This window comes from Pseudomonas sp. C9D1, assembly GCF_056491235.1.
The window spans coordinates 1560606-1585691 of record NZ_JBSZIE010000002.1; the positions used below are offsets into that span (position 1 = coordinate 1560606).

The 25086-nt window shown below is 62.9% G+C and carries 27 protein-coding genes and 1 tRNA gene; 8 read left to right on the plus strand and 20 right to left on the minus strand.

All coding sequences use genetic code 11. The features are described from left to right. The first annotated feature begins 82 nt into the window (after nt 1–82). Nucleotides 83–388 (plus strand): putative quinol monooxygenase, encoded by a 306-nt coding sequence (locus ACXI0U_RS15310; protein WP_479550514.1) that lies wholly within the window; start codon nt 83–85, stop codon nt 386–388. A 56-nt stretch (nt 389–444) separates the two neighbouring features. Here ACXI0U_RS15310 and ACXI0U_RS15315 read toward each other — a convergent pair. Next, a tRNA-Arg gene (locus ACXI0U_RS15315) sits at nt 445–521 on the minus strand. An 80-nt stretch (nt 522–601) separates the two neighbouring features. On the opposite strand from ACXI0U_RS15315, the gene ACXI0U_RS15320 reads away from it, so the two are divergent. Next, nucleotides 602–1117: a GNAT family N-acetyltransferase gene (locus ACXI0U_RS15320; protein ID WP_410478875.1), complete on the plus strand. Its 516-nt coding sequence runs from the start codon at nt 602–604 to the stop codon at nt 1115–1117. Between the two features lie 51 nt (nt 1118–1168). Here ACXI0U_RS15320 and ACXI0U_RS15325 read toward each other — a convergent pair whose 3' ends face one another. Both ACXI0U_RS15325 and ACXI0U_RS15330 read right to left on the minus strand, forming a co-directional pair. Further along, on the minus strand, nt 1169–2224 hold the full coding sequence (locus tag ACXI0U_RS15325) for a Glu/Leu/Phe/Val family dehydrogenase (RefSeq protein ID WP_479550515.1): 1056 nt from the start codon (nt 2222–2224) through the stop codon (nt 1169–1171). A 74-nt stretch (nt 2225–2298) separates the two neighbouring features. Then, nucleotides 2299–5766 (minus strand): indolepyruvate ferredoxin oxidoreductase family protein, encoded by a 3468-nt coding sequence (locus ACXI0U_RS15330; RefSeq protein ID WP_479550516.1) that lies wholly within the window; start codon nt 5764–5766, stop codon nt 2299–2301. Between the two features lie 199 nt (nt 5767–5965). Here ACXI0U_RS15330 and ACXI0U_RS15335 point away from each other — a divergent pair, with 199 nt between their 5' ends. From ACXI0U_RS15335 to ACXI0U_RS15350, 4 genes are all read left to right on the plus strand, one after another. Further along, on the plus strand, nt 5966–6433 hold the full coding sequence (locus tag ACXI0U_RS15335) for an Lrp/AsnC family transcriptional regulator (protein WP_184487916.1): 468 nt from the start codon (nt 5966–5968) through the stop codon (nt 6431–6433). 229 nt (nt 6434–6662) lie between these two features. After that, entirely contained in the window at nt 6663–6899 is a 237-nt protein-coding gene (locus ACXI0U_RS15340; RefSeq protein ID WP_148304211.1) for a hypothetical protein, read from the plus strand. A gap of 15 nt (nt 6900–6914) precedes the next feature. Beyond that, nucleotides 6915–7085, plus strand: coding sequence for a hypothetical protein (locus ACXI0U_RS15345; RefSeq protein WP_184487915.1), 171 nt, complete (start codon nt 6915–6917; stop codon nt 7083–7085). A gap of 39 nt (nt 7086–7124) precedes the next feature. Further along, complete coding sequence (locus tag ACXI0U_RS15350) at nt 7125–7310, plus strand: PA3371 family protein (RefSeq protein ID WP_479550517.1); 186 nt, start codon at nt 7125–7127, stop codon at nt 7308–7310. 1 nt (nt 7311) lies between these two features. On the opposite strand, the gene phnN is transcribed toward ACXI0U_RS15350, so the two are convergent. After that, entirely contained in the window at nt 7312–7881 is a 570-nt protein-coding gene (gene phnN / locus ACXI0U_RS15355) for a phosphonate metabolism protein/1,5-bisphosphokinase (PRPP-forming) PhnN (protein WP_479550518.1), read from the minus strand. A gap of 523 nt (nt 7882–8404) precedes the next feature. Here phnN and ACXI0U_RS15360 point away from each other — a divergent pair. Then, on the plus strand, nt 8405–8731 hold the full coding sequence (locus tag ACXI0U_RS15360; protein WP_031287390.1) for an Arc family DNA-binding protein: 327 nt from the start codon (nt 8405–8407) through the stop codon (nt 8729–8731). A gap of 129 nt (nt 8732–8860) precedes the next feature. On the opposite strand, the gene mgtE is transcribed toward ACXI0U_RS15360, so the two are convergent. Next, nucleotides 8861–10303 (minus strand): magnesium transporter, encoded by a 1443-nt coding sequence (gene mgtE / locus ACXI0U_RS15365; protein ID WP_021218504.1) that lies wholly within the window; start codon nt 10301–10303, stop codon nt 8861–8863. Between the two features lie 316 nt (nt 10304–10619). On the opposite strand from mgtE, the gene bamE reads away from it, so the two are divergent. Next, nucleotides 10620–11129 (plus strand): outer membrane protein assembly factor BamE domain-containing protein, encoded by a 510-nt coding sequence (gene bamE / locus ACXI0U_RS15370; RefSeq protein ID WP_479550519.1) that lies wholly within the window; start codon nt 10620–10622, stop codon nt 11127–11129. Between the two features lie 37 nt (nt 11130–11166). Here the strand turns inward: bamE and ACXI0U_RS15375 are convergent, their stop codons facing one another. The 15 genes from ACXI0U_RS15375 to ACXI0U_RS15445 all read right to left on the minus strand — a co-directional run bounded on the left by ACXI0U_RS15375 (nt 11167) and on the right by ACXI0U_RS15445 (nt 25082). Beyond that, nucleotides 11167–11427 (minus strand): hypothetical protein, encoded by a 261-nt coding sequence (locus tag ACXI0U_RS15375; protein WP_479550520.1) that lies wholly within the window; start codon nt 11425–11427, stop codon nt 11167–11169. Continuing rightward, entirely contained in the window at nt 11424–11807 is a 384-nt protein-coding gene (locus ACXI0U_RS15380; RefSeq protein ID WP_479550521.1) for a hypothetical protein, read from the minus strand. Before ACXI0U_RS15380 ends, ACXI0U_RS15375 begins: the two co-directional genes overlap by 4 nt. Then, nucleotides 11804–12430 carry a glycoside hydrolase family 19 protein gene (locus ACXI0U_RS15385; protein WP_479551102.1) on the minus strand — a complete coding sequence of 209 codons (627 nt, stop codon included), beginning with the start codon at nt 12428–12430 and terminating at the stop codon, nt 11804–11806. The genes ACXI0U_RS15380 and ACXI0U_RS15385 overlap by 4 nt, the downstream gene beginning before the upstream one ends. Nucleotides 12431–12989: 559 nt before the next feature. Continuing rightward, the gene (locus ACXI0U_RS15390; RefSeq protein ID WP_479550522.1) at nt 12990–14219 is read right to left on the minus strand and encodes a gp53-like domain-containing protein; all 1230 of its coding nucleotides are present in this window, start codon (nt 14217–14219) and stop codon (nt 12990–12992) included. 459 nt (nt 14220–14678) lie between these two features. Then, nucleotides 14679–16484 (minus strand): hypothetical protein, encoded by a 1806-nt coding sequence (locus ACXI0U_RS15395; protein ID WP_479550523.1) that lies wholly within the window; start codon nt 16482–16484, stop codon nt 14679–14681. 241 nt (nt 16485–16725) lie between these two features. After that, the gene (locus ACXI0U_RS15400) at nt 16726–17223 is read right to left on the minus strand and encodes a DUF4376 domain-containing protein (RefSeq protein WP_479550524.1); all 498 of its coding nucleotides are present in this window, start codon (nt 17221–17223) and stop codon (nt 16726–16728) included. Beyond that, nucleotides 17223–18863, minus strand: a complete 1641-nt coding sequence (locus tag ACXI0U_RS15405; protein WP_479550525.1) for a phage tail protein — start codon at nt 18861–18863, stop codon at nt 17223–17225. The genes ACXI0U_RS15400 and ACXI0U_RS15405 overlap by 1 nt, the downstream gene beginning before the upstream one ends. Further along, the gene (locus tag ACXI0U_RS15410; RefSeq protein WP_111261899.1) at nt 18860–19498 is read right to left on the minus strand and encodes a baseplate wedge 1 family protein; all 639 of its coding nucleotides are present in this window, start codon (nt 19496–19498) and stop codon (nt 18860–18862) included. Before ACXI0U_RS15410 ends, ACXI0U_RS15405 begins: the two co-directional genes overlap by 4 nt. Then, nucleotides 19495–20640 (minus strand): baseplate J/gp47 family protein, encoded by a 1146-nt coding sequence (locus ACXI0U_RS15415; RefSeq protein WP_236206188.1) that lies wholly within the window; start codon nt 20638–20640, stop codon nt 19495–19497. Before ACXI0U_RS15415 ends, ACXI0U_RS15410 begins: the two co-directional genes overlap by 4 nt. A 65-nt stretch (nt 20641–20705) precedes the next feature. Continuing rightward, the gene (locus ACXI0U_RS15420; RefSeq protein ID WP_479550526.1) at nt 20706–21059 is read right to left on the minus strand and encodes a contractile injection system sheath initiator; all 354 of its coding nucleotides are present in this window, start codon (nt 21057–21059) and stop codon (nt 20706–20708) included. 10 nt (nt 21060–21069) lie between these two features. Beyond that, nucleotides 21070–21711, minus strand: a complete 642-nt coding sequence (locus ACXI0U_RS15425; RefSeq protein WP_021218491.1) for a Gp138 family membrane-puncturing spike protein — start codon at nt 21709–21711, stop codon at nt 21070–21072. Further along, on the minus strand, nt 21704–22564 hold the full coding sequence (locus ACXI0U_RS15430) for a phage protein (RefSeq protein WP_374981741.1): 861 nt from the start codon (nt 22562–22564) through the stop codon (nt 21704–21706). The genes ACXI0U_RS15425 and ACXI0U_RS15430 overlap by 8 nt, the downstream gene beginning before the upstream one ends. Next, nucleotides 22561–22878 (minus strand): phage baseplate plug family protein, encoded by a 318-nt coding sequence (locus ACXI0U_RS15435; protein WP_021218489.1) that lies wholly within the window; start codon nt 22876–22878, stop codon nt 22561–22563. Before ACXI0U_RS15435 ends, ACXI0U_RS15430 begins: the two co-directional genes overlap by 4 nt. Then, the gene (locus ACXI0U_RS15440; protein ID WP_374981742.1) at nt 22875–23633 is read right to left on the minus strand and encodes a phage baseplate protein; all 759 of its coding nucleotides are present in this window, start codon (nt 23631–23633) and stop codon (nt 22875–22877) included. The genes ACXI0U_RS15435 and ACXI0U_RS15440 overlap by 4 nt, the downstream gene beginning before the upstream one ends. A 9-nt stretch (nt 23634–23642) precedes the next feature. Continuing rightward, nucleotides 23643–25082: a phage tail family protein gene (locus tag ACXI0U_RS15445; RefSeq protein WP_316927274.1), complete on the minus strand. Its 1440-nt coding sequence runs from the start codon at nt 25080–25082 to the stop codon at nt 23643–23645. Nucleotides 25083–25086: the final 4 nt, after the last annotated feature.

The following is a 25086-nucleotide window of genomic DNA, read 5'->3' on the forward strand; positions in this document are numbered from 1 at the left end:
CGCGGGCCAGCCCCTGGCGTTTGTCGGTGGCCGCGTGACGGCGCTAACCTGCGCCCTCCCAAGACCGGCCAAGGAGCGCCCGATGCTGAAAGTGATCGCCCAGGACTTCATCCACCCCGAGCACATCGACCGCGTGCTGCCGCTGTACCGCGAACTGGTGGAGAAGACCCGCCAGGAACCGGACTGCATCGCCTACGACCTGTTCACCGACCAGCGCGACCCGGGGCACTTCATCTTCATCGAGGAATGGCCGGACCGCGCCGCCCTGGACCGGCACTGCCAGACCGAGCACTTCCGCCGGCTGGTGCCGCTGATCGACTCGTACCAGCGGCAGAAAGGCACCTTCCTGTTCATGGATGGGTTCGAACAGGCCCTCCTGCCGGCCTGAGCGGACCGCCATGAAAAAGCCCCGCCAGCGTGAGCTGTGCGGGGCTTCGTTATTCATGGTGTCCCAGAGTGGGCTCGAACCACCAACCTTCCCCTTAGGAGGGGGATGCTCTATCCAATTGAGCTACTGAGACAGCGTCCCTGGCAGAGGCCGCCGGGGAACGGGCGGCATGTTAACGGCGCTTGCGCGTTTTGTCATGCCACTGCCACGGCACTGCACCATACTTCTGCAAAAATCAGAGGGACCTCCGTCATGCCCCAGCCGCTTCCGCAGAACCTGCCCGATTCCCCGTTCACCACCGTGACCCTGCGCGCCGCCAGCCCGGCGGATGCACCGGCGCTGGCTGCCCTGCTGCACCAGCTGGGTGAGGACGAATCGCGCCCCGACCCTGCGCTGCTGGCCTTGCGCCTGAGCGAGTTGCCGAGTGGCCGCGAGGTGGTGGTGGCGGAGCGTGATGGGCGCCTGCTGGGCACTTGCACGGTGATTCTGGTGGAGCACCTGGCGCACAACTTCGCGCGCTCGGCAATCGTTGAAGACGTGGTGGTGGACAAGGGCGCGCGCGGCCTGGGCATCGGCCAGGCGCTGATGGACAAGGCCGCCGAACGCGGCCGTGCCTGGGGCTGCTACAAGCTGGTGCTGTCCAGCGGGCAGAGCCGCGAGGCGGCCCATCGCTTCTATGAGTCCCTGGGCTACAAGCCCCACGGGATCAGCCTGTACCTCGATATCTGACGCTGCTTACGGGAATGGCGGCGTGTTGCGGCCGCCACTCCTGCCGCCTGGTCAGACGCGACCGAAGCGCTCTTCGGCGAGGCGGTCGGCGACCTCGGTGGTGGTGCGGCCTTCCTCGTCGGCGCGGATGAAAATCTGCCGCAGGGTGTTGCCGATGCCTTCGATATGGGCCTTCAGCTCTGCCGCGCTGCCGCCGCTGCGCTCGAAGTAGACGTCGATGATACCGCCGGCGTTGATGGCGTAGTCGGGCGCGTAGAGGCAGCCGTTGCGCTTGAGCTCCTCGGCCAGTTGCGCGTCGGCCAGCTGGTTGTTGGCACCCCCGGCGATGATCGGCACGCGCAGCGCTTCCAGGCTTTGCGGGTTGATGATGCCGCCCATGGCGCAGGGCGCGAAGACGTCGACATTGAGCCCGTAGATTTCATGTTGCAGCACCGCCTTGGCGCCCAGTTGCTCGACGGCGCGGCGCACGTTGGCGTCGACGATGTCGGTCACCCAGAGCTCGGCACCGGCGTCACGCAGCAGGCGGGCGAGGTGGAAGCCGACCTGGCCGACGCCCTGGATGGCGACGCGCAGGCCCTTGAGGTCGTCCCGACGCAGGCGGTGCTTGACCGCTACCTGGATGCCGATGAACACGCCATAGGCGGTGGACGGTGACGGGTCGCCGCTGCGCACGCCGCCGTCGAAGGCTTCGCGCTGGTTGGCGCCGGCCACGTGGCGGCTGCGCTCGGCCATGATCTGCATTTCCGCCGGGCCGGTGCCGGAGTCGGCAGCGGTGATGTAGCGCCCGCCGAGGGTGTCGACGAAATCGCCCATGGCCTGGAACAGCGCTTCGCTCTTGCCGTTGTGGGGGTCGCCGATGATCACCGCCTTGCCGCCGCCCAGGGGCAAGTTGGCGAGGGCGGATTTGTAGGTCATGCCACGGGACAGGCGCAGCACATCACGCAGGGCTTGTTCGTCGTTGGCGTAGTTCCACATGCGGCAACCGCCGAGTGCGGGGCCGAGGTTGGTGTTGTGGATGGCGATGATGGCCTTGAGGCCGGATGCCTTGTCGTGACCGAAGACGACCTGTTCGTGGTCATCGAATTCGACGTGGGAGAAGACGGACATGGTGTACCTCTGTGTGCGTTTGTCTGGGTGAACGCCGGCCCTCCCCCCAAGGGAAGGCCGGTGATGGGAAGGCGTCAGGCAGCCGAGTCGAACAGCCGCACCACGTTGATCTGGGTGGCCAGGAGCTGGGCGCGCAGTTGCGCCTCGTGCTCGCGGGCCTTGGCCAGGCCGGCTTCCTTGACGTGGCCATAGCCGCGGATCTGCTCCGGCAGTTCGGCGATGGCCACCGCGACGCGGTAGTTGTCGCCCCGCAGGTGGGCGAGCACGGCTTCGAGGTTGTCTTCGTAGCGGCCGATCAGCTCGCGTTCCAGGCGCCGCTCTTCGCTGTAGCCGAAGGGGTCCAACGCACTGCCACGGAGGAATTTGAAGGTCGCCAGCAGGCCGAAGGCCTTGAGCATCCAGGGCCCGAAGCTGCGCTTGCGGGGCTGCCCGGTGCTCGGGTCGCGCTTGGCCAGCCAGGACGGCGCCAGGTGGAACTGCAGGCGGTAGTCGCCGCTGAACTGGGCCTCGAGCTGCTTGCGGAAATCATCGGCGCTGTAGAGCCGCGCCACTTCGTATTCGTCCTTGTAGGCGAGGACCTTGAAGTAGTAGCGGGCGACGGCTTCGGTGAGCTCCTGGCCGGCACTGCTGTCGACCCGGCGCACGCGCGCCACCAGGTCGCTGTAGCGCTTGGCGTAGGCGGCGTCCTGGTAGGCGGTGAGGTAGTCGACGCGGAAGCGGATGATCTCGTCGAGGGTTTCGCAAGGCTTGGCCTGGGCCACTTCCGGTGCGGCGAGCTTCTCCACGGCGGGCAGGTCATGGGCGGCACGACGGCCCCAGAGGAAGGCTTCGCAGTTGAGTTTCACCGCCACGCCATTGAGCTGGATGGCCTTCTCGATGGCTTCGGCGGAGACCGGCACCAGCCCACGCTGGTAGGCATAGCCGAGCATGAACAGGTTGGTGGCGATGCTGTCGCCGAGCAGCCGCGTGGCCAGGCGGGTGGCGTCGATGAAGTGGGTTTTCTCCGCGCCGACGGCCTCGATCAGCGCCTGCTGCATGGCCTCACCGGGGACCTGGGCATCCGGATTGCGGGTGAACTCGGCAGTGGCGGCCTCGTGGCTGTTGACCACGGCGGTGGCGACGCGCTCGTTGAGCTTGGCCAGGGCCTCTTCGCTGGCGGCGACCACCAGGTCGCAGCCGAGCAGCAGGTCGGTTTCACCAGCGGCGATGCGCACGGCGTGGATGTCGTCCTGCTTGGCGGCGATGCGGATGTGGGTGATGACCGGGCCGAATTTCTGCGCCAGGCCGGCCTGGTCGAGCACGCTGCAGCCCTTGCCTTCGATGTGCGCGGCCATGCCCAGCAATGCACCGACCGTGGTCACGCCGCTGCCGCCGACACCGGGCAGGAGAATGTTCCAGGGGCGCTCCAGGCCCGGCTGGCGCGGCTCCGGCAGCACGGTGAAGAGAGCGCCGCTGCCGACCGCTTCGGGCTTGCGCAGCTCGCCGCCGTGAACGGTGACGAAGCTGGGGCAGAAGCCTTCGAGGCAGGAGAAGTCCTTGTTGCAGGCGTTCTGGTCGATCTCGCGCTTGCGCCCCAGTTCGGTTTCCAGAGGCAGTACGGAGAGGCAGTTGGACTTGACGCTGCAGTCGCCGCAGCCCTCGCACACGGCGGGGTTGATGAAGGCGCGCTTGGCCGGGTCCACCAGCTTGCCGCGCTTGCGACGGCGGCGTTTCTCGGTGGCGCAGGTCTGGTCGTAGATGATCACCGAGACGCCCTTGAACTCGCGCAGCTCGCGCTGCACAGCGTCCAGTTCACGGCGGTGGTGGAAGCTGACGATGGGCGCGAAGGTGGCGCGGGTGGGGTATTTCTCCGGCTCGTCGGTGACCAGGGCGATGCGTTTGACGCCCTCGGCGAAGACCTGCTGGCTGAGCTGGTCGACGCGCAGTTCGCCGTCGATGGGCTGCCCGCCGGTCATGGCCACGGCATCGTTGTAGAGGATCTTGTAGGTGATGTTGACGCCGGCGGCCACGGAGGCGCGCAAGGCCAGTTGGCCGGAGTGGAAATAGGTGCCGTCGCCGAGGTTCTGGAAGATGTGCGGCGTGTCGGTGAAGGGGGCCTGGCCGATCCAGGTGGCGCCCTCCCCGCCCATCTGGGTGAAGGTGTCGGTGTTGCGGTCCATCCACTGGGTCATGTAGTGGCAGCCGATACCGCCCTGGGCGCGGCTGCCTTCGGGCAGCTTGGTGGAGGTGTTGTGCGGGCAGCCGGAGCAGAAGTGCGGGGTGCGCACGGTCTTGTGCTTGGGCTCGGCGAGGGCCTTTTCCTTGGCGGCGAGGAAGGCCAGGCGCGATTCGATCTGCTCGCTGGAGTAGATGGGCGCCAGGCGCTTGGCGATGACGCGGGCGATCATCGCCGGGGTCAGCTCGCTGAGGTTGGGCAGCAGGGAGTTGCCCTCCTCGTCGAACTCGCCGACCACGCGTGGGCGCTTGTCCACAGGCCAGTTGTAGAGCTGGCCGGTGAGCTGGTCTTCGATGATGCTGCGCTTTTCCTCGACCACGAGGATTTCGTCCAGGCCCTGGGCGAACTGGTGCACGGAGACCGGCTCCAGCGGCCAGCTCATGCCGATCTTCAGCACGCGCAGGCCGACCTTGGCGCAGAGTTCGTCGTCCAGGCCGAGGTCCACCAGGGCCTGGCGCACATCGAGGTAGGACTTGCCGGTGGTGATGATGCCGAGGCGCGGGTTGGGCGAGTCGAGCTTGACCTGGTTGAGGTCATTGGCCAGGGCGAAGGCCCGGGCGGCGTAGATCTTGTAGGTGTTGAGGCGTTTTTCCTGGGCCAGGGGCGGGTCGGGCCAGCGGATGTGCACGCCGTCTTCGGGGAGGGCGAAGTCGGTGGGGATCTTCACCTCGATGCGCAGCGGGTCGACGTCCACCACGGCGGAGGAGTCGACGTTCTCGGCGATGGTCTTGAGTGCCACCCAGCAGCCGCTGTAGCGCGAGAGCTCCCAGCCGATGATGCCGTAGTCGAGGATCTCCTGGACGTTGGCCGGGTTGAGCACCGGGATGGAGGCGGCGATGAAGGCGTGCTCGCTCTGGTTGGCGATGCTGGAAGACTTGCAGCCGTGATCGTCACCGGCCAGCAACAGGACGCCGCCATGGGGCGCGACGCCGGCGGAGTTGCCGTGCTTGAAGACGTCGCCGCAGCGGTCCACACCCGGGCCCTTGCCGTACCACATGGAGAACACGCCGTCGTAGCGCGCGCCGGGGAACAGGCTGGTCTGCTGGCTGCCCCACACGGCGGTGGCGGCGAGCTCCTCGTTGACGCCCGGCTGGAAGTGGATCTGGTTTTCCTGGAGGAAGGACTTGGCCTCCCAGAGGCTTTTATCGAGGTTGCCGAGGGGCGAACCGCGATAGCCGGAGATGAAGCAGGCGGTGTTCAGGCCATGGGCCGTATCGCGTTGCTTCTGCAGCATCGGCAGGCGGGTAAGCGCCTGGGTGCCGGTGAGGTACAGATGACCGGTTGCAAGCCGGTACTTGTCATCCAGGCGGATCTCGGCCAGAGACATGCGGGCGCTCCTTTTATTTTTATGGCGACCAAGGACGGCTACGGTTAGTGCCATCTTTCTGCCCCGTGGCAGGATCACTGCCCGGGACGCATGCTCAATAATCTGACTGAAGGGTTCTGCTTTTTTCTTTCTATTTTCGGACTCGAACGCCAATATTGCGCATGATTAATCCAACAAAAATAATATTACGGACTGATTCATGCAGAACCCTCTGAGCCCTATCGATCGCAAGATCCTCCGCCTGCTGCAACACAACGCCGACCTCTCCGCCGCCGAGGTGGCCGAGAAGGTGGAGCTGTCCCAGTCACCCTGCTGGCGGCGGATCAACCGCATGCAGGAAGACGGCCTGATCGAACGCAAGGTCGCCCTGCTCAATCCCAAGCTGCTGGGCTTCTCCATCACCGTGTTCGTCAACATCAAGCTCTCGGCCCACGGGCGTAACAACCTCACCGAGTTCGAGGAAGCCATCGTCGGCTACCCGGAGGTGCTGGAGTGCTACACCATGGCCGGCGGCTCGGATTACCTGCTGAAGGTGGTGGCGCGGGATATCGGCAGCTACGAGCGCTTCCTGCGGGACCAGTTGCTGCAGCGGCCGCATGTGCTGGAAGCGCACTCGAACATCGCCATGAGCGAGGTCAAGCGCACCACCGAGCTGCCTCTGGATTGACCCGCTGAGCCGCCCATTCCAGAGCGCCTGGATGGCCAGCAAGCGAAGCGGCGAAAAGGCTCCGTGCAATTTGCAATGTGGAAAAATCGGGCGCCTTGCAAAGTGCACGGACACACGTTCGAAACATCAATGTAAGTCTTTGATTCTAAAGTATTTTTAAAACCATCAAGCTTGGCATGACACCTGCTCTATTCCAGTCATGAGATTTCTGGATGCGAGCCCAATAATCATGAACAGTGTCATCACCCTCCTCGCAGCAACCGTTTTGACGCTCCTGGCCGCCAGCGCGTTTGCCGCCCTGCAGAGCAGCCAGCAGCAACAGGCCGTCAAGCATCTGGTCGAGCGCATCCGCCCGACGCCGGTGCAGTTCGAGTACGCCACCCAGTCCGGCGACCAGCAACCCAAGGTGAGCCGCCTGCAGAGCAGCGAATGGCAACCCCGCCCCGCCCAGCGCCTGTCCTTTTGAGTGGAGAGCATGGACATGGCCCTGTGGGGAATGGTGTTTCCGGGGATGATCCTGCTGCTGGCGGCCATCGCGTGCGGGGCGCTCTGGGTGATCGACCGCATCACCGACCAGGGGCTGGCGGATGAGCAGAAGGCAGAGCGCCAGCGGGACGAGCGTATCGCCAACTATTACGACCCCTTCTTTTAGTGACTAGTGACGCGCCACGAATCCGGCGAGGAGATAGAGATGTCGAAGTCAGCCGTGCTGTTCCTGATGCTCAGCCTGGTGTTCACCCTGACCTTGTGGCTGGAGCCCTGGCAGGCCGCCTGGTCGGTGGCAGCGGTAAAAGTGGCACTGGCGACCAGCGCCGTACTCTTCGTGGTGGCGCTGATGGTGGGCAAGCGGGTGAAGTTCGACCCGGTGCTGCGCTGAGTCAGGCTGTGTTGCGTGGGTGATCGAGCAATTGCAGCAGACGCCTCAGCGTTTCTTCCAGCGGGCCTGAGTTGTCCAGGACGGACAGGACCGCGCCTCCCTCTTCCTGCAGCGACTCATTGAAACGGGCGTTGCGTGCCAGGCGAGCCTCTATCTCGGCAGCCGTCTCGCGCCCCCGAGCCTGAAGGCGCTGCCGTAGGACATCCATCTCCACCGTCAGCAGGATGGCGTGCAGATCCGGGTAGCGACGACGAGCCTCCGGCAGGTAGCCGCGCGAACCGTTGACCAGCACGTCTTCCCCCGCCTCCAGCCATTCGTCGATCTGCTGCGGAATGCCATAAGACAGCCCATTGGCGTGCCAGCTCATGGCGAAGGCACCGTCTCGCTCTAGCTCCGCGAACTGCGCGGGGCTGACCGCCTGGGCCGCCTCCCCCACCGCCTCGGCCGAACGGGTGATGACCCGGCGCACGATATGGCAGCCGCTATCGGCGAGCGGTGCGCGTGCGGCATCGAGCAGGCTGTCCTTGCCTGAGCCGGAAGGTCCGATGAGATAGAACAGCCTGCCTTTCATCTATGCACCTGGGAGCCTGGTCATTGCGAGCGCCACGGCACTGCCGGGCGGACGCCACATTACCCGGAAAGCATTGCAGATTGGAGAGGCCGAATGCGCTGGCGCTGTATACCGGACGTCGCACAGTAGCGAAATGCCAGTGCTTACTCCGATAGGGGGGACTACGCTTGCAGGATCGCGCTTTTAATCTGCCAGAAGCCCGAATTAGAGCGCTGGATGTGGCCTCGCGCACGAAATCTCCACGATCTTCAGCGAGCCGGGGAATTTTTACCCCCTACAGCATTCATATGTGGGCCTTTTGCATATTGACTCGCATTTCGGACAACTGGTGCTGGCAAAAAGCCGCTACCCAGCGCACAATGCGACACAGATTTGACGTCAAGGAACCGTTTAGGTGACTGCCAAGTCATAATGACGCCGATCGCGATGAATGGTTGAACGACTGATGCTAAAGATGGTCAAACCGGTGACAATCACGTAGCTCATTGCCAGCATCGCTCCCTGAACTAACCGGTTTAAATGTATGCGCCCTATGAAACAGGCTATCTATTCCAGCCGCACCGCTGACAAGTTCGTCGTACGTTTGCCCGAAGGCATGCGCGAGCGCATCGCCGATGTGGCGCGTAATCACCATCGCAGCATGAACTCCGAAATCATCGCTCGCCTGGAGCAGAGCATGCTTCAGGAAGGCGCCCTGGATGAAGGTCTGTCCATGCGCCTCGACAGCCCCGAGCTGTCGCTGCACGAGCGCGAACTGCTGCAACGCTTCCGCCAGCTTTCCCGTCGCCAGCAAAATGCGCTGGTTGCGTTGATCGCTCACGATGCTGAACTCGCCGCCGAAGAAGCCTGAGTTCGCAGCACGTCGACTGATTGATAGCCGCCCCTGAGGCGGCTTTTTCTTGCCCGGCGTTTGCCCATCCCCGGCCCCGCAAAGCAAAAGGCCCCGCTGATGCGGGGCCTTGTGTTGTGAGCGCGAGGGCTAGAGCAGGAAGACGGTCGCAAGCCCGAGGAAGATGAAGAAGCCGCCACTGTCGGTCATGGCGGTGATCATCACGCTGGAGCCCATGGCCGGATCGCGCCCGAGCCGCACCAGGGTCATCGGGATCAACACCCCCATCAAGGCCGCGAGCAGCAGGTTGAGCGTCATAGCCCCGGTCATTACCGCACCGAGGGACCAGCTGTCGTAGAGGTAATAGGCGACGAGGCCGATCACTCCACCCCACACCAGGCCGTTGACCAGCGCCACGCCCAGTTCCTTGCGCATAAGGCGGCTGGTATTGCCGGTGCTGACCTGGTCCAGCGCCATGGCGCGGACAATCATGGTGATGGTCTGGTTGCCGGAGTTGCCGCCAATACCTGCCACGATCGGCATCAAGGCCGCCAGCGCTACCAGCTTCTCGATCGAGCCTTCGAACAGGCCGATCACACGGGAGGCGATGAACGCGGTGACCAGGTTGACGGCCAGCCAGGCCCAACGGTTGCCGACCGACTTCCACACCGAGGCGAAGATGTCTTCTTCCTCGCGCAGACCGGCCATGTTGAGGACTTCCGTCTCGCTCTCCTCACGGATCAGGTCGACAATCTCGTCGATGGTCAGACGGCCGATCAGCTTGCCGTTCTTGTCCACCACGGGAGCGGAAATAAGGTCGTAGCGCTCGAACGCCTGGGCGGCGTCATAGGCATCTTCGTCCGGATGGAAGCTCACGGGATCGCTGGCCATCACCTCGGCCACCTGCTTGTCCGGATCATTCACCAACAGGCGCTTGATCGGCAGCACACCCTTGAGGATGCCGTCATAGTCGACCACGAAGAGCTTGTCGGTATGCCCCGGCAGCTCCTTGAGGCGGCGCAGGTAGCGCAGCACCACTTCCAGGGTCACATCCTCGCGGATGGTGACCATCTCGAAGTCCATCAGCGCACCGACCTGGTCCTCTTCATAGGACAAGGCCGAACGCACGCGCTCGCGCTGCTGGGCGTCGAGCGTCTCCATCAGCTCGTGGATCACGTCACGGGGCAGCTCGGGCGCGAGGTCGGCCAGCTCGTCCGCGTCCATCTCCTTGGCGGCGGCGAGCAGCTCGTGATCGTCCATGTCGGCGATCAGCGTTTCACGAACCGAGTCGGACACTTCGAGGAGGATGTCACCGTCGCGCTCGGCCTTGACCAGCTGCCAGACGGTCAGGCGATCGCCAAGCGGCAGGGCTTCGAGAATGTGGGCGATGTCGGCGGGGTGCAGCTCATCGAGCTTGCGTTGCAGCTCAGCGAGATTCTGGCGATGAACCAGGTTCTCGACGAGATCCTGGTGCTGGCCTTCCTGACGGTGGGTCAGGTCTTCCACCAGCTTGTGGCGATGCAGCAGATCGACCACCTGAGCGAGGCGGTCCTGCAGGCTATCTTGCGACTTTTTTACTTCTACTTCGGTCATAGCGCGCTCCACCCCCAGTGGCGGCGCACGCCAAGGAGGGTCAATCAGTCAATACGCGATCGTGCAAATGCGGTCTTGAGTAACTACTGGGTAAGTCCATGAGGGGTGTCCAAAAGCCTCGGCGAGGCTGACTGCGCAATGATAACACCGGAGGGTCATTTTGCGCGTTACAAAATCGTGGCTAGAACAATCGCTTGCGTTGCAAAGCTGAGATCGCTTTCACCTTCCATACGACGTTGGCGCCCCTTGGTGAGACACCGTTAGGAAGAAATTAAAGCAGATACCTTCGAGGGCAACCGTCACGGAGGACATCGCCATGCGCACATCGCTCTGCACCTTGCCCCTTCTGCTCTACATCGCACTCGAAAGCCCGCCGCTGGAGGCCTCCATCTACCGATGCGAGGACGCGCACGGGCATGTCACCTTCACCCAGCTGGGTTGCCCGGACGACGAATTGGTGGAGGTGCGGGAACGAGTCGAGGCCATCCAAGACAGCCCGGCATTGCTGCCACCGGCAAAGATCGAACGGATAACGCGAAACGCACGGAAGGAACAGGCCGAGAAGCCCAGGGAAATAGAAGTAGTGGGGGAAAGGCAGGATGGTTGCGGCAACCGCATCGTCGGCCAGGAGCGACGCCAGGCGATGTTGCGCAAACAGATGAGGACGGGCATGTCCCGGCGCGATGTGGAAAGCATGCTGGGCAAGCCCGACAAGGTCAGCAGCACTAATGGCCAGACCCGCTATCACTATGTCGCGAAGAAGGGAAAAGGACGCAGCCAGCTCGTCACATTCGACGAGCATGGCTGCGTAAAAGGCGGGCGCTGAAGCGCGCCCGAAATGAAGGAATAGAAGCCCGTCGTACTCAGCGACAGACCTGGAGCGCGGCCAACAGCTCACGCTCGTAGCCGATGCGTTGCAAACGCTCGGCACGCAGGACTTTCATTTGTTGATCGATCGTTGCATCCAGCGCCAGCGACTCGACTGCAAACGCCGGCACCGCAGGAGCGACCGCCTTGCAGGCGACCAGCACCGGCACCTTGACCTCGACCAGTTCAGGGGCAGGCTGCCCCCCGGTGGAGCAGCCGGATAACAGCGCAAATGGCAGCAACCAGGCGACTCTCATGGCGCACGCTCCCGGCGAAGCTCTTCGGCAAACGCCCGGCGCGCCGCCTCACAGGTATCGACGCCTACCGGCGATGGCTCCAGCATCACCCGGGCCGCCGCCGCGTAGTCTTGTCGCGCAGCCTGGTTGGCCTGCGCCTGGAGCAACTCGCCCTGACGGACTCTCTCCGCAGCACGAGCCTCGAGCTCGACCATGGCAGCGTTCTGCTTTTGCAGCACCAGCAGGCTGGCTTCGGCGCCACGACGGGACTCGGCCAGCTGTTGCCTCAGCTCCTCCAGTTGCGGGCGGTAAACGCGGGCGGAACACCATGCGCCCAGCCCAATCAACAGCGCCGCCATCAGCAGCAACACCAGCCATTTCCAGGAAGCAAGCAGGTTCATTCCAGCGCCTCCCGGGCCTTCAGCCAGAGCGCTTTGCGCTCTGCCAGGCCATTCAGCCCACCGTTGATACGACGGGTGATGGCTTCGAAATCCCCGGCATCGGCCAGTGCATTCAAACCGTTGGATTGCCAGAACCAGGCAGCGGACAACACCGCCTGCTCCGGCTGCAGCAGCAGATCCGGTTGCTCCAGCAGCGGCAGCCCCAAAGCATCACCGCAACGCTGATACATCCCGCGCCCGGTGATCTGCAACAGACCTCGCCCACGGAAGCGCCAGCCATCACCGGACTCCTCGTCGCCATTGCCCATGCGATTGGCATAGACATGGTTGGCGATTACAGCCGGCCGCCGCTGATAAGCCAGCGCCAACGCATTGGGCTGCCCATCCGCTCCACGGAACCGACCTGGCCAGGTAGCCGCCAAACCCGAAGCGCTGTAGTTGAGGTTCTCCGCGAAACGGGAGAAGCCAGCGGACTCATGGGCGCACTGGGCCAGGAAGGCAGATTGGCGGGCGGGGGTGGTGATGGAGAAACGCGGCAATGCCTGTTCGAGGGCAGAAATGAAAACGCCCGCTTCGGTGCGGGCGTCGATAGGTATAACGTCAAGCTTCATATTTAGCTTCACTGCAGAGTCGATTATCGAATCGGTCATTGGCACTAGCAGTCAGGCGGACCGCCGGGCCCCAGTTAACGAATACTTGGTAATACGGCAACACTGCGCAACTGTGTCGAGTCTAGAGATGGCTTATCCAACGGCCTCCTCCGCTCCAGTGTCATCGCATTCAGCCAGCGCGCTGCGAACCCGCTCCTTGACATACAGCCGTGTCTGGCGAATCAGATAGAGCGCGTTGATAAATGAGGCGGCTTGCGCACCAATACGACCATTGATGGCCCAAACTGCCACACTGCGCGGGATAACCTGCGTCTATGAAGGCCCAGACTTCGCTGCCTGCGCAATTGTCGATGCGCGCGCAGAAACCCTCAGCAGTTGGTACATAAAGAGGCGGATCGAAATAATCGGTTGCCCTTTGGTATCATGACCACGGATCTCCCGCAGCGGGCCTGGCAAGAACCTCCCGATAAACCTTGGTCGATGTGCACCCGACATCCGGGGGCGTTACATCACTATGAATAGCTGGCAAGTAGGAGTAACCCATTGTCTTGATGTAATACATATGGCCTCCTTAGTTTCCGATTGCGTAGACACGCAAAGTGTAAGTCCCCGCGTTATCCGCATCTGCGATGTAAAAGCTCGCGCCCGTCGCTGCAGGCTCACCGGCACCACCAATTCGTTCGAGCAACGAGCTATTGGCAACACCGCCCAGCGTGTGCTGAAACGCCCAAGTGGTGAAACAACTGCCCGGGAATGCGATGGGGAAAGACCAATTCCCAACCGCAAGCGAGTTGACCGCCGATTGGGTGATAGTGATACGTCCCCACTGGAGGATGAAGCCGCCCAGCCAGGACGGCAGGGCCAGCACACCATTTGTGCCAGGTATGAATAGGAAGCCAGCACGGAGCTTCTTCGGAGTTACCGCTACGTCATCCAGCGAACCGGCATTGACCTCGGCCTGAGACCCTACGCGCAGAACCCCACGCAACAACTCGGTCGCACTAGCCGCCGCCGAGCGTATCGCGTTGAACACACGCAAAGGCGTCATGCGCCTGACGTTATGAGCACCGCCTTCCGCGTCAGCCTGGGTCGCTGTCGTCGAGGCCATCAATTCGAAGATGAGCGATGTAACGCCGAGTGCGACAGGACCGTTGGTAGCGAGACACCACAAGGTATCCGCAAAGGTAGTGCCGGTCTCCACAGTGACAAGCATGCCGGGTATTACCTTGCTAGACGTATCGGCATCCGTACTCCTAATCCAGCCACCGGAAGTAGCGGTATAGATACCATTCTCCCTATCGTTAGCCTGGTCCTTCACCAAGACCCGGTCACCCGGCACAAGCGTTACACCATCGATATTCTGCAGACCGTTGAGGGCAATGTTGGCGGTAGTGGCTACTCTTACCCGGCCTTTTAGACCAATGACAGAAAGTTGCTCTTGGATCAACGTATTGATGGCATCGACTGTCATCACAGCCTCGATCCACTCACCGGGGTTGAGGGACGGCCGCTTACCTAGGTTCGCAACCTTTGCCTTCCAGACTTTTCCTCCTTCCTGGACAAAAGCCTCTGCTGGATAATCCTCGGTCGCAGACCACTCGGAAATACCACGCTGCAGCAGATAACGCACCGCCTCATCGCCGCGTTTGAACAGTGAGTTGAACCACTCCATGGGTGGAATACCTTCGGTCTGGTCGAAGGTAATGCCCCAACCACGGGCGATATCAGGGAAGCTTTCCAACTCCCCGGGTTTGGCCCCTGAGGCGAAGACCGTCTCGTTGGGGCGATTGTATTGAGTCATGGATAAAACCTCGTTCGATTCGTTTGCTAGAAAACCACCGGCAATAGGCCAGGTGGTTGAGCGGTGCCTCCCCTCTTGCGGGTTCGGTCTGCCGCCCGGAAATAAAGGTGGTCAGTCACCCCACCGAAAACGAATCGACGAATTCCATATTCTCAATACAAGCCGACAACGAATCGGCCCGTTCAGTAAAGAAAACGGCCCGCAGAGTGCAGGCCGGAAGTATGTGTTACATAAAGCAATTAGCACGCAGCTGAATCAGCCATTGCGAAAGCCCACTGAGCACATTTGGCTCAGTCATTGAGCAGCTCGGTTAAAGCCAGGAGGGCCGCACAAACGGAAACGTTGAAAACCCATTGCATTGGCCACTAACGCAAACATTGCACGCCCCAAATTAGTTATGGCTGCGCTAACCAAATAAAGTCAAAAGCACTTAAGCAACTCAGGGGCGAATCGAGTTCACTATATGAATTTAACCCTTGAGTGGTAGGCCACAGACCGTGGTCGAGTTTCTGGACCAGTGCGAGGGGCTCCATTGGAGCCGTCGGTCACGGGATCGCCCGTACTGAGGATGTTGTAGTTACCATTTGAACCTGATCCGGCACCATTCCAGTTGCCTGGCGAGCCATTGAGGGATGTACCGGGTCTCGGGCCATGCCAGTGACCTTGCATCGAATCGCTTTCATTGCTCCCTGAAACCCGCCCAATAACGATCAATTTCGCCCCCACTGCTGTGGCAGTAGCGTTAGCTGAAATAGTAACGCTGCCATTAGCAGCCGAAACTACCGTGGCACCAACAGGTATCCCGACACCACTAATGGACATGCCGGCAGCAACTCCAACAGTCGCCACAAAGGATGTAATTGTGGGGCTACCAATCGTGAGACTACCAGTTGCGGAAGACTGATCAACGCCACGCCCCTCGTCCAATCCTCGTAGAAACTCGCCACGTAGATCCGGCAAACGAAATGTCGTCGCACCATCCCCACTGGTCCATCCACCCTCCATTCCTGCGCGCGCAGCTTCAGTTGTCAAAATCCCCGACTGCTGCGCGTGATCCCACAGCCAGGGCCAGTCAGCACGATTGAGCAGGCCGCCATTCAACGCACCGTAACCACCAGGAAGAATCAGCGTGCTGGTATCGAATGTCGGTCGCCCCAGAGGGGTGCTATCCAGCCTATCCAGTGGGTACCAGCTGCCTGCACCATCGCTACGCAGATGCCAGTAGTCCCCCGCCCCCATCAACACAAAGAAGGGATAGCCTGCGCTGTTGAGGTGAGTGTGAAAACGCACGCGATCACCGCTCGCGGCTTGTACCAGCAAGCGGTTACCGCTGTTGTCCTGGCGGCGAAGGATCACGTCCACGACCCCCAGGGAGGCGTTGGAGGCAGGCAACGTGATGGTACGTGCAGCCGCAGCGGCATCGACTACAACCAGGCTCATCTGGCTCGCAGCCAATGTGGTGTCCGCGTTAAGCGTGACCACCTGCCGCGGTGCGCCACCAACCACCATGCCACGGTTGTTCACCGTAACGATGTCGTAGCTACCGGCCGTGACAAGGTTGCGTCCGAAGACCATCTCGAAGCCGAGTGCCGTGGTGCCAAGGTTGATGGGGCCGTCAGTGACCAATTGCCAAACGCTGTCCGCCTGGCTGCTGCCCTGCTCCACCGCGACCATCAGGCCGGGGGTCATCTCCGCCGCAGTATCAGCATCCGCGGAGCGGCTCCAGGCACCGGTGGTGACAACATAGATACCGTTGTCCTTGCCGGCGGTCTGGTTCTTCACAAGAACACGATCGCCCACAACCAGATTGACGCCATCGACTACCTGTAACCCACTGAGACCAAGGTTCGCAGTACTGGCCGCGCGCACCCTCCCCTTGATACCGATGCCTCCTAGCTGATCCTGGATCAGGACATTCACGGCATCGCTGGTCATTGCCGTCTCGATCCATTCACCAGTGCCGAGGGACGGCCGCTTGCCAACACTCGCCACCTTCGCCTTCCACACCTTGCCGCCCTCCTGCACATGGGCGTCGATCGGGTAGTCCTCCGTGTTGGACCACTCGGCGATGCCGCGTTGCAACAGGTAGCGCACAGCTTCATCGCTGCGTTTGAACAAGGCGTTGAACCACTCCATCGGCGGGATGCCGGTGGTCTGGTCGAAAGTCACCCCCCAACCTCGAGTGATGTCAGGGAAGCTTTCCAGTTCTCCGGGTTTGGCACCCGAAGCAAAGACCGTCTCATTGGGGCGATTGTATTGAGTCATGGATAAAACCTCGTTCAATTCGTTTGCTAGAAAACCACTGGCGATTACCAGGTGGTTGAACGGCGCCTCCCCTTTTGCAGGTTCGGTCTACCGCCCGGAAATAAAGGTGGTCAGGTGCCCCACCGAAAACGAATCAACGAACGCCAAGTCTTCAGTACAAACCGATAACGAGTCAGTAGGAAAAGAAACGGCCCGCAAAGTGCGGGCCGTAAATAAGTGTTACTTCAACTAGATGACTCCATCACGACCACCATTTGTCGTCGGCATAGTCGCTGGGAATCGCCTGCATATCTTTCAACTGACGGCCCGCGTAGATAAGTGACTGCTTGCGAGCAATCACCGCCTTGCCAAGCTCCACGACGGTGGGTGCATCCATCGTCACCAGACTGTTGTCGGCCGCAATCCAGGCGAAGTCCTGATCAGCATCCAGCCAGCGCAGGTTGCTCGGTTTGGCGCCACCAGCCAAGGCCATGAAAGCCAACTGGGCGGCCCCGAGAATGTTCTCGTGATCACTCGGCCTGGACTGGAACCACGTTCCCTTGAACTCCATGCCAGCAGCCATTCGCCGGTCGCGCTCGACATCTACATCGGCTGCAGTTGGTTGCCTGACCGAGTTGATGTGCAGCTCGACTTCAGCAGCACTCATGGATACCAGTTCCTGGGTGATCAGATGATCTTGAGAACCGTCATTTTCGTAAGCGAAGATCTCGCCGCTTTGAGTATTTCGAAAGTATTTCATTAGCGAAGCTCCGCCCAAACTGCGTTCAAGTTATTAGTCCAAGCAATTGAATAGGTGCCTCCATTCGGCACAACAAAGGCCGCATGAAAGCCACTCTCCGTTAGCGTCACACCGTTACAGATAGCGGTCATCGCACCGGTACGCATGCTGGCATGCACAACGATCGGCCGCCCGGTCGTGTTGGTATACGTGGTGCCGGAAACTCGGCTGGCAGTCAGGTTTTGCCAAGTCTGTCCATCACCCGGAGTCCGGGGCCGAGCCTCCACAGAATCCACGCGAGTGACCAACGCAGCGTGAGACGTGGACAGCGCCGCAGCATCAATGGCCCCCGCATTGGTAACGTTGTTGCCCATCTTGATGATCCAGCAGCCCGTGATGTTGACCGGGCGAGTTTCGACGGCAGTACGCGGAGTACCGTTCACACCATCGGGAGCGGCATTAGTAATGAAAGCCTCCCCCGCAGTCTCCGTTGTTCCGTCCCTGTAGCCAGAAGATATGTTGGATACCCACCCGGCACCCGCATTGCCAAAACCCGTATAAGCCGTGCTGTACTGGTGGTAGTGCCAGTGCCCTTGGAACGCATCACGCTGGATCACGCCAGCGACGGCCGCCGACAATCCGCCATCACCCCTCTGGAATAGCGCCCCGATTGACCCAGCGGCCTTGCCGTTGTAGTCGGGCATACGGAATGTAGTGCTGCCATCCCCCTCGGTGAACATGCCACGCCGCGATGTATCGCTGCTCCAGATCGCTTCAGTGGTCTTGGGCACCTTCCCGTCCCGGATGGCCGCCCACACATCGGGATACAGTGCTCGACTCAGCAATTGGCCGTCCGCCGGCGCACTGCCAGCGGGGATGCTGCTGCGACTCATCCACCATTGGACAGAGAGCACAGGCATGCCCGCATCCGAAGCCCCCGCCGGCGTCAGCAACACCTGCAACGAAGCATTCGCCGCCGGCACGCCACCCGCCCCACCGACATACACCACCGGCACCGAGCGATAGGTCCCGCTGTCCACCAGGTCCCCGGTAATGCGGAAACGATGAACCACGGCACCGCCATCGCGGCTTTGGAAGCAGATGGTGTCCCCAGCTCGCAAGATGCCGAGGCCACGGCTGTAATCCAGTCCTTCGGTGCTGGCCTTGGCAATGAGCAAGGCAGTGGCGTTTGCCGGCGTGCCGTTGTTCAATGCCAGGTAGCCATTGGCAAGAGCGCCCGAAGTGGAGGCGCTCCACAGCCATTGGCCAAAGTTAAGGGTCCCGCCCCCTAGCTGCTCCTGAATCAGTGTCTTCAGGGCATCACGGGTCAACGCCGTCTCCACCCACTCGGTGGGGTTGATGGACGGTCGCTTACCAACGTTCGCCACCTTCGCCTTCCACACCTTGCCACCCTCCTGCACATGGGCGCCGGTCGGGTAGTCCTCGCTGGTGGACCACTCGCCGATGCCGCGTTGCAGCAGGTAGCGCACGGCTTCATCGCTGCGCTTGAACAGGGCGTTGAACCATTCCATCGGCGGAACGCCGGTGGTCTGGTCGAAGGTCACACCCCAGCCGCGGGGGATGTCGGGGAAGCTCTGGAGCTCGCCCGGCTTGGCGCCGGAAGCGAAGACCAGTTCGTCGGGACGGGTGTATTGCGTCATAGGAACCTCGCGAATTTTCCTTGGTTGAAGCCGAGGGCGCCGGGGGCGCCACGGAAGCCGAATGCCCGCTGGGGCACTGCGACGTAGAACTGGATGCGGACACCGGCCGGGCGCGGCAGGATGTCCAGGGTGTTCAGCGCATAGCGCTTGAAGTCGCTGACCTGGTCGGTGCGGATGACCACCGTCAGGCTCATGTCGTACTGGTCGAAGACCACCGTTTCGCTGTTGAAGATGAAGCGCAGCGCCGCGCTGATGTCCTCGATGGTGCCGAGCTGGTAGTTGCGGGCGATGCGGCAGCGGATGAGGAAGCGGTAGTCGTCATCATCGAGCACCGCCGACTCACCCAGCGGGTCGCCCATGCGGTACCACTTGCCCTGGCCAAAGCCCTTGGCGCCGGCCACTTCAAAGAAGCCGAACAGGCTGCGCGGGGCCAGGCCGGGCAACACCCGGCCCTGGCCGACATGCTTGCCGACCAGGTCGAGGTTCACGCCTTCGGCGTTGTCGATGTCCAGTGCCTCGGGGAGCGCCGCCAGCCCTTGCCAGGTATCGCCGAACTGTCGCGAGAGCAGTTCGGCGGTGGCGGCGGCCCGGGGCTTGCCCTGGTACTGCCAGATCAGCAGGCGGTCGTAGCTCATAGCACCACCACTTCGATGTCGGCCTGGGCGAAGCGGGCCCGTTCACGGACGCCGATGACGATGTTGTCCGCCGCCAGGGCGCCGCTGCGGCGGCCGATCTTCAGCTGCTCGACCCAGAAGCCCTGCACCGTGTTGATCGGGCTGTAGAGCCGGGAGAGCTGCACGTCCTGGCCGATGCGGAAGTCCAGCTGAGCCAGCTGGGCCTTGATCGCGGCAACGTCGATGGCGGTGAATTCGGCATCCCGGCGCAGCTGGACGAAGGCCTTGCAGTCGACCATCGCCGGGCGGTCGAAGCGGATCAGGCGGCTCACGCCCTGCCCGTCCACCACGGTGCGCGACTGCTGCCCCATGAGGCCGGTGCCGGCAGGTTTGCGCAGGAAGATCGCCTGGGCGATGGCCTGCTCCTCGCCGCCATCGACGATGAGGTTGAGGCTGTGGCCCGGCACGCCGTCGGCATCCACGGTGGAGCCGGTGTTTTCCAGCCCGACCACCTGGCGCACGTCGGCCAGTTGCAGCAGCGCCGCCACCAGGCCGTCGAGGCTGTTCTGCGCCGGGCGGGAGCGGCTGCGGTAGAAGCGCGCCCGCAGTTCCGGGTCGGTCTCCTCTTCCGCGCCCACTTCGGCGGCGGCCAGGCTTGTGGCGGTGTCCCAGCCCAGCACCAGCGTCTCGATGGTGAGCACGCTGTTGGCGGGCAGGTTGAAGGCACCGAGCAGCTCACTGCGCAGGTCGGCGCGAGCCGAGCCATCGGTGCCGAGGGTGGTGTCGGCGACCAGCAGCCAGCGGCCGCGGTTGATGTCCCGCAGCACGGAGCCGGCGGGAATGAGGGTGCCGGCGCGGCCGGTAAGGGCGGCGCCGCGCAGGTAGCTGTAGCGCGCCTGGCGCCGGGTCAGGCCGGCGTAGGCGACCCGCTGTTCCAGCCAGGCACCGCTGGCGTGGTCCGGGTCCAGGGCGCGGTAGGTGACCTCGCCCAGCTCCTCCAGGTCGGCGCGGATCTGGGCGATGAGCCCGAGCATCTGGCCGTCCGGGCTGTCGGGGGCAAGGTCGATGTCGTTGCCGTAGATGGCACGGAAACCCTGGTCCAGATCCGCAAGGATGCTGTCCAGGCGTTCACCGACATAGCCCTTGTTGGTCAGTTGTCCCATGTTGGTTCTCCAAAGAAAAAGCCCCACGCGAGGTGGGGCTTCGGTATGACGGCGGTTGCGGCCGTTCAGCGCTGCACGCTGGCGCTCAGGCTGGTACCCAGGCTGTCACGCAGGGTCACGCCGATGCTCAGGCGCCTGTCGTCGGGGCTTTCGCTGATCTGGAAGTCCAGGATCTCGCTCACGCCCTCGGTGGTCAGGATGCAGCGCTTGATGTCGACCTCGATCTGCGCCAGGTCTGCCGGCCGCTCCATGCGGGGCAGCCAGGGCAGGCCGTGTTCCAGGTCGAGGAACCAGTCGCCGCTGAAGGAGCGCAAGCGCGTACATACGCGCTGCGCCACGCACTCACTGCCGTCGGCGTAGTTGTTGCGGCCCTGGCCAAAGGTCCAGTCGCCGTCCTTGTCTATTCGTCTCACTCTCATTGTCATGTCCTCATTGCGGCACGCCGGTGACGCCGGGGCCGGCCATGACCTGGCCGTGCAGGTGGCGCTCCAGGCTGATGCCGTTGGAGACCACGTCGCCCTTGCCGGTCATGCCGGCCTCGAACACCACCGGGCACTTGATCAGCACCTTGGCGCCGTCGAGCGTCAGGGTGCCGCCTTCGTCCAGGCGCACGTAGGCCGAGCCGTCCAGCCGGCGCAGTTCCACCGCGTCGGTGGCGAAGGCCGGGACGACCTGGGGCAGCGAGCTGATGCCCATGATCGCCACGGCGTCGGACAGGTCGTGCTGGCGATAGTCCAGCGGCTCCGAAGAGCCGCCCGACTGCCACCAACCGTCGATACAGCGTTCGTTGAACACCAGCAGGCACTCATCGCCCGGCTTGACCGGGAAGGTCAGCACGAAGCCGCCGCCCCGGGGAAACTGCACCGGCACGTCCGGCAGCAGCGGCAGGGCCTGGCGCGAGCCATCCATGAGCTGCTGCTCGATCATCGGCTGCACGCTGGCCACCTGGCGCGCGGCGTCGAAGGCGACGATGCGGCCGGGCAGCGCGGTGTGCAGGCGCTTGAGGCGGGCGTCGATGGTGGAGCGGTTGGCCTTGTCCATCGACGGGGTCTGCCAGTCGTAGTTACCCATTACCCTTGCCTCCCTTGTCGGCCTTGGCGGCGTCCTTCTTCTGGAACTCGCCGCCGATCACCGACAGCACGCAGTACCAGTCCTTTTCCATCACATCGCCCTTGCTGTTGATGGTGACGATCTTGTAGTCGCCGTCGTAGCGCGGTTCGATGGATTTCAGTCGCACCGTGCCGCCAACCCGGGGGGCCGGGTCGATCAGGCAGGTCAGTTCCAGCCCGCCGCCCTTGATTTCCTTGGGGGCGCCGATCAACCCGGTCTCCTGGGACAGAAACACCGCCTGGTCGTCAAGCACGTAGCCGGCGGGAAGCAGCAGCAGGTCGCCATCCTGGATCGACCAGTCGGCGCCCTGCTCCGCCGCCACTTCGCTCAGCACGTCACGGCTCAGGCCGGACAGCACCTTGCCCCGGGGCAGCGGGCGCTGCTTGGGCAGGACGACCTGCCCGGGCGTGGTGCCGGTCATGCTGGCCACCGCGACCTTCACGTGGTCGTTCGCGGTACTGCCGGCGGCCAGGGTGGTGCTCACCCGCGCCTCGCGCATGTCCGTGTCACCGGTGTTGCAGGTGAGCACGATGACGTTGTCCAGCTCCTTGCGCTCCAGCGCCACGGCGGTGATGTCACCGGCGTAGAGCAGGCGCAGCTCGCTGTAGCCGGCCCACAGCCAGACCTTGCGGAAGTCGCTGCCGTAGAGCCATTCGCGGTGCTCGCGGTTGAGGTTCCAGATGCGGATCTCGGCCTTGTTGGGGGTGTTGTCGATGTCCTTGGTGAACTCGAACGTGACCCGCAGGCTGTCGATCACCAGGCCGTTTTCCTCGCTGCCCAGCACCAGGCGGTATTGCCGGCCGAACTGCCTCATGGCTGCACCTCCGACTTCTCGCCGATGTAGAGCAAGCAACGGCTGCCCATGTCCTTCCCGCCCATGGGGTCGAGACCGACGCCACTGAGGTCGTCGAGCCAGAGGAAGAACGGCAGGGTGCTGCGCCACAGCATCGGCACGCCGACCACCAGGGTCAGGCCCTGGGCCAGCCAGGTGTTGTCGGACTCGTCCAGCAGGTCGAAGGCCCAGTGATCGCCGATGCTGTTGTAGCGCAGAGTCAGGCGCAGGCGTTGCCCGGCGAAATCGAAGCTCTGCTCCTGCAGCGGTTCGCTGCTGATGGGGATTCGTTTCATCTGATAACCCCAAATACGGCATGCATCAGGCTTTCATTGCGCTTGTCCACCTTGGGCGTGGTCTTGCCCTGGGGCTTCTTCGCCGCTGCCTGGGTATCGCTGCGACCGGAGCGTTCGGTACCGGCGGCCGGGGTCACCACGCCATTGATGACGCGGGTTTCCACCACCAGGACCTCACGCAGGGTCAGGTCCAGATCGATGGAGCCGTCGAGTGTCTGTGTGGCTGCAATGGTGCTGAGCAGCATGTTCTTGTACAGGTAGAAGCCGGTCTGTACCTGCAGCAATTCGCCGGCCTTCTGGGTATCCAGCAGACACTGATAGATCTGCTGCAGGCGTGACTGGCTGGGCGAGCTGTCGAAGCGCGACAGCGGCTGGGACTCCAGCATCCAGGGCGCCAGGGGACGGGCCTTGGTGCCGTCCGCCAGGGGCTCCAACCAGCTCTTCAGTTCGCGCTTGGCACGGCTCTCACCCTGCGAAGTGCGGGGTGAGAGCAGGCCAGGCAGGATGTTGTCGAGGAACCCTCGCCCGCTGCGCACTCCCGGCATGCTGTCGATGGGCAGGTTGGCTAAAGGGTCGTAGTGCTCCACCACGGTGCCCTTGATAATCAGGGAGCGCGGTTGCACGTAGGCGTGGTCGGCGATGTTGGCACCGCTTTCCACTGGGTTCTCGGTGATCTTGAGGTCGGATTTGTGTGTTTCGCTTATCACCGCATCGAGCCTCAAGGTTCCGATACGGCGGTTGATCAGCATGACCATTGATTCACCTCACTGCCTAATTTCGCTGCTGTTGTTGTGAGTGGTCAGGCGTTGCTGGTTGCGTGCGACCTGCTCGGCCACTTCGCGGCCGATCTCGCGCGGGTTGTCCCCCGCCACGCTTACGGTCACCGTCTGGCTGTAGCTGTTACTGACCGGCTGAGCCGGCATCGCCAGGACGCCGACACCCGCCGCAGCCTGGCTCTGAGCGCCCTGCACACCAGCGGACAACTGGCTGGCTCCGTCCACGAGGCCAGGCCCGTTGGCCATCAGTGCGGACAGGCCGCCCGTGCCAGGCCCCTTCATCGCGCGCCCAGGACCAGGCTGAGGTGTTGCTCCAGCCTCGCCCTCCTCTTCGCCTCCCAAACCGATGTAGGAAGCGGCTTTGGATATAAAGCCCCCGATGATTTCGAACTGCGCCTTGAGCGCTTCGAACCAGCTGCTGAAGGCTGCCTTGACGCCTTCGAAGTCGCCGTTTATCGCGGCGAAGAACATCTGGAAGATGGCGACCAGCTGCATGACGCTGGCGCCGATGATGGTGAACAGATCATTGCCGAAGGCCGTCACGGTCTCGCCGTTTTCCGCCCAGAACGCTGCGAACACCTCCTTGAAGGCGCCCAGCGTTTCATTGATGCCTTCCAGGCCGGTCTTGAACGGCGCCCAGAACTCACCGAGCGCCGACTGACCACCGTCCAGGTAGGTCATGAAGTCGTCGACGAGCGCGATGAGGCCGATCAGGGCGGCGACTATCCAGGTCACCGGGTTGGCGGCGAAGGCCAGGATGGTGGCCTGGCCGACCCAGGCCAGAGCGGCGCCGAGCATCATCAGGGTCGCCTCCCAGCCGACGGTGGACTGCACGACGGCGTCCACCGCGCGGCCAAAGTTGACCAGGGCGTCCAGGCCCTCCCCCACGATCTCCATGGTTCGGGTGAGGCCCGCCGCGATCAGCTCCTTGTTGGCATCGAGCAGGCTCAGGAAGCCCTCGGCCAGATAACTCAGCTGCGGCGCGATGCCGAGGGCGACACGTACCTTCACCGCCTCCAGCATCTTGTCGAGGCCGTCCATGGCCTTCTCGTAGCGCTGGGCTTCGTTGACGTCGCTTTCGCTGACCACGCCGAGGGAGTCCTGCCCACTCTTGAGCCCATCCAGGCTCTCCAGGGCAGAGCCGATATAGCCGGCGATCGTGCTGACGAAGCCGCCGATTCCCGAGGCGACGGACAGCAGCGAGTCGCTCGCCTTGGCGGCGGTTTCCTGCACCTCGTTGAGGGTGTCTACATAGCTGTAGAGGTTGGTGATGTTCTGCGTGAGGGAGTTGTCGGTGATGCTCAACTCCTGCTTCACGCTATTGGTGATCCGCGCCAGGCCGAGCGAAAAGCCGACGCCAATACCGAGTTTGTCGATTTCAATTGCTGCCATTGGCCTGCCTCTCATGGGCCTGACGCTGTGCGTCATCCCA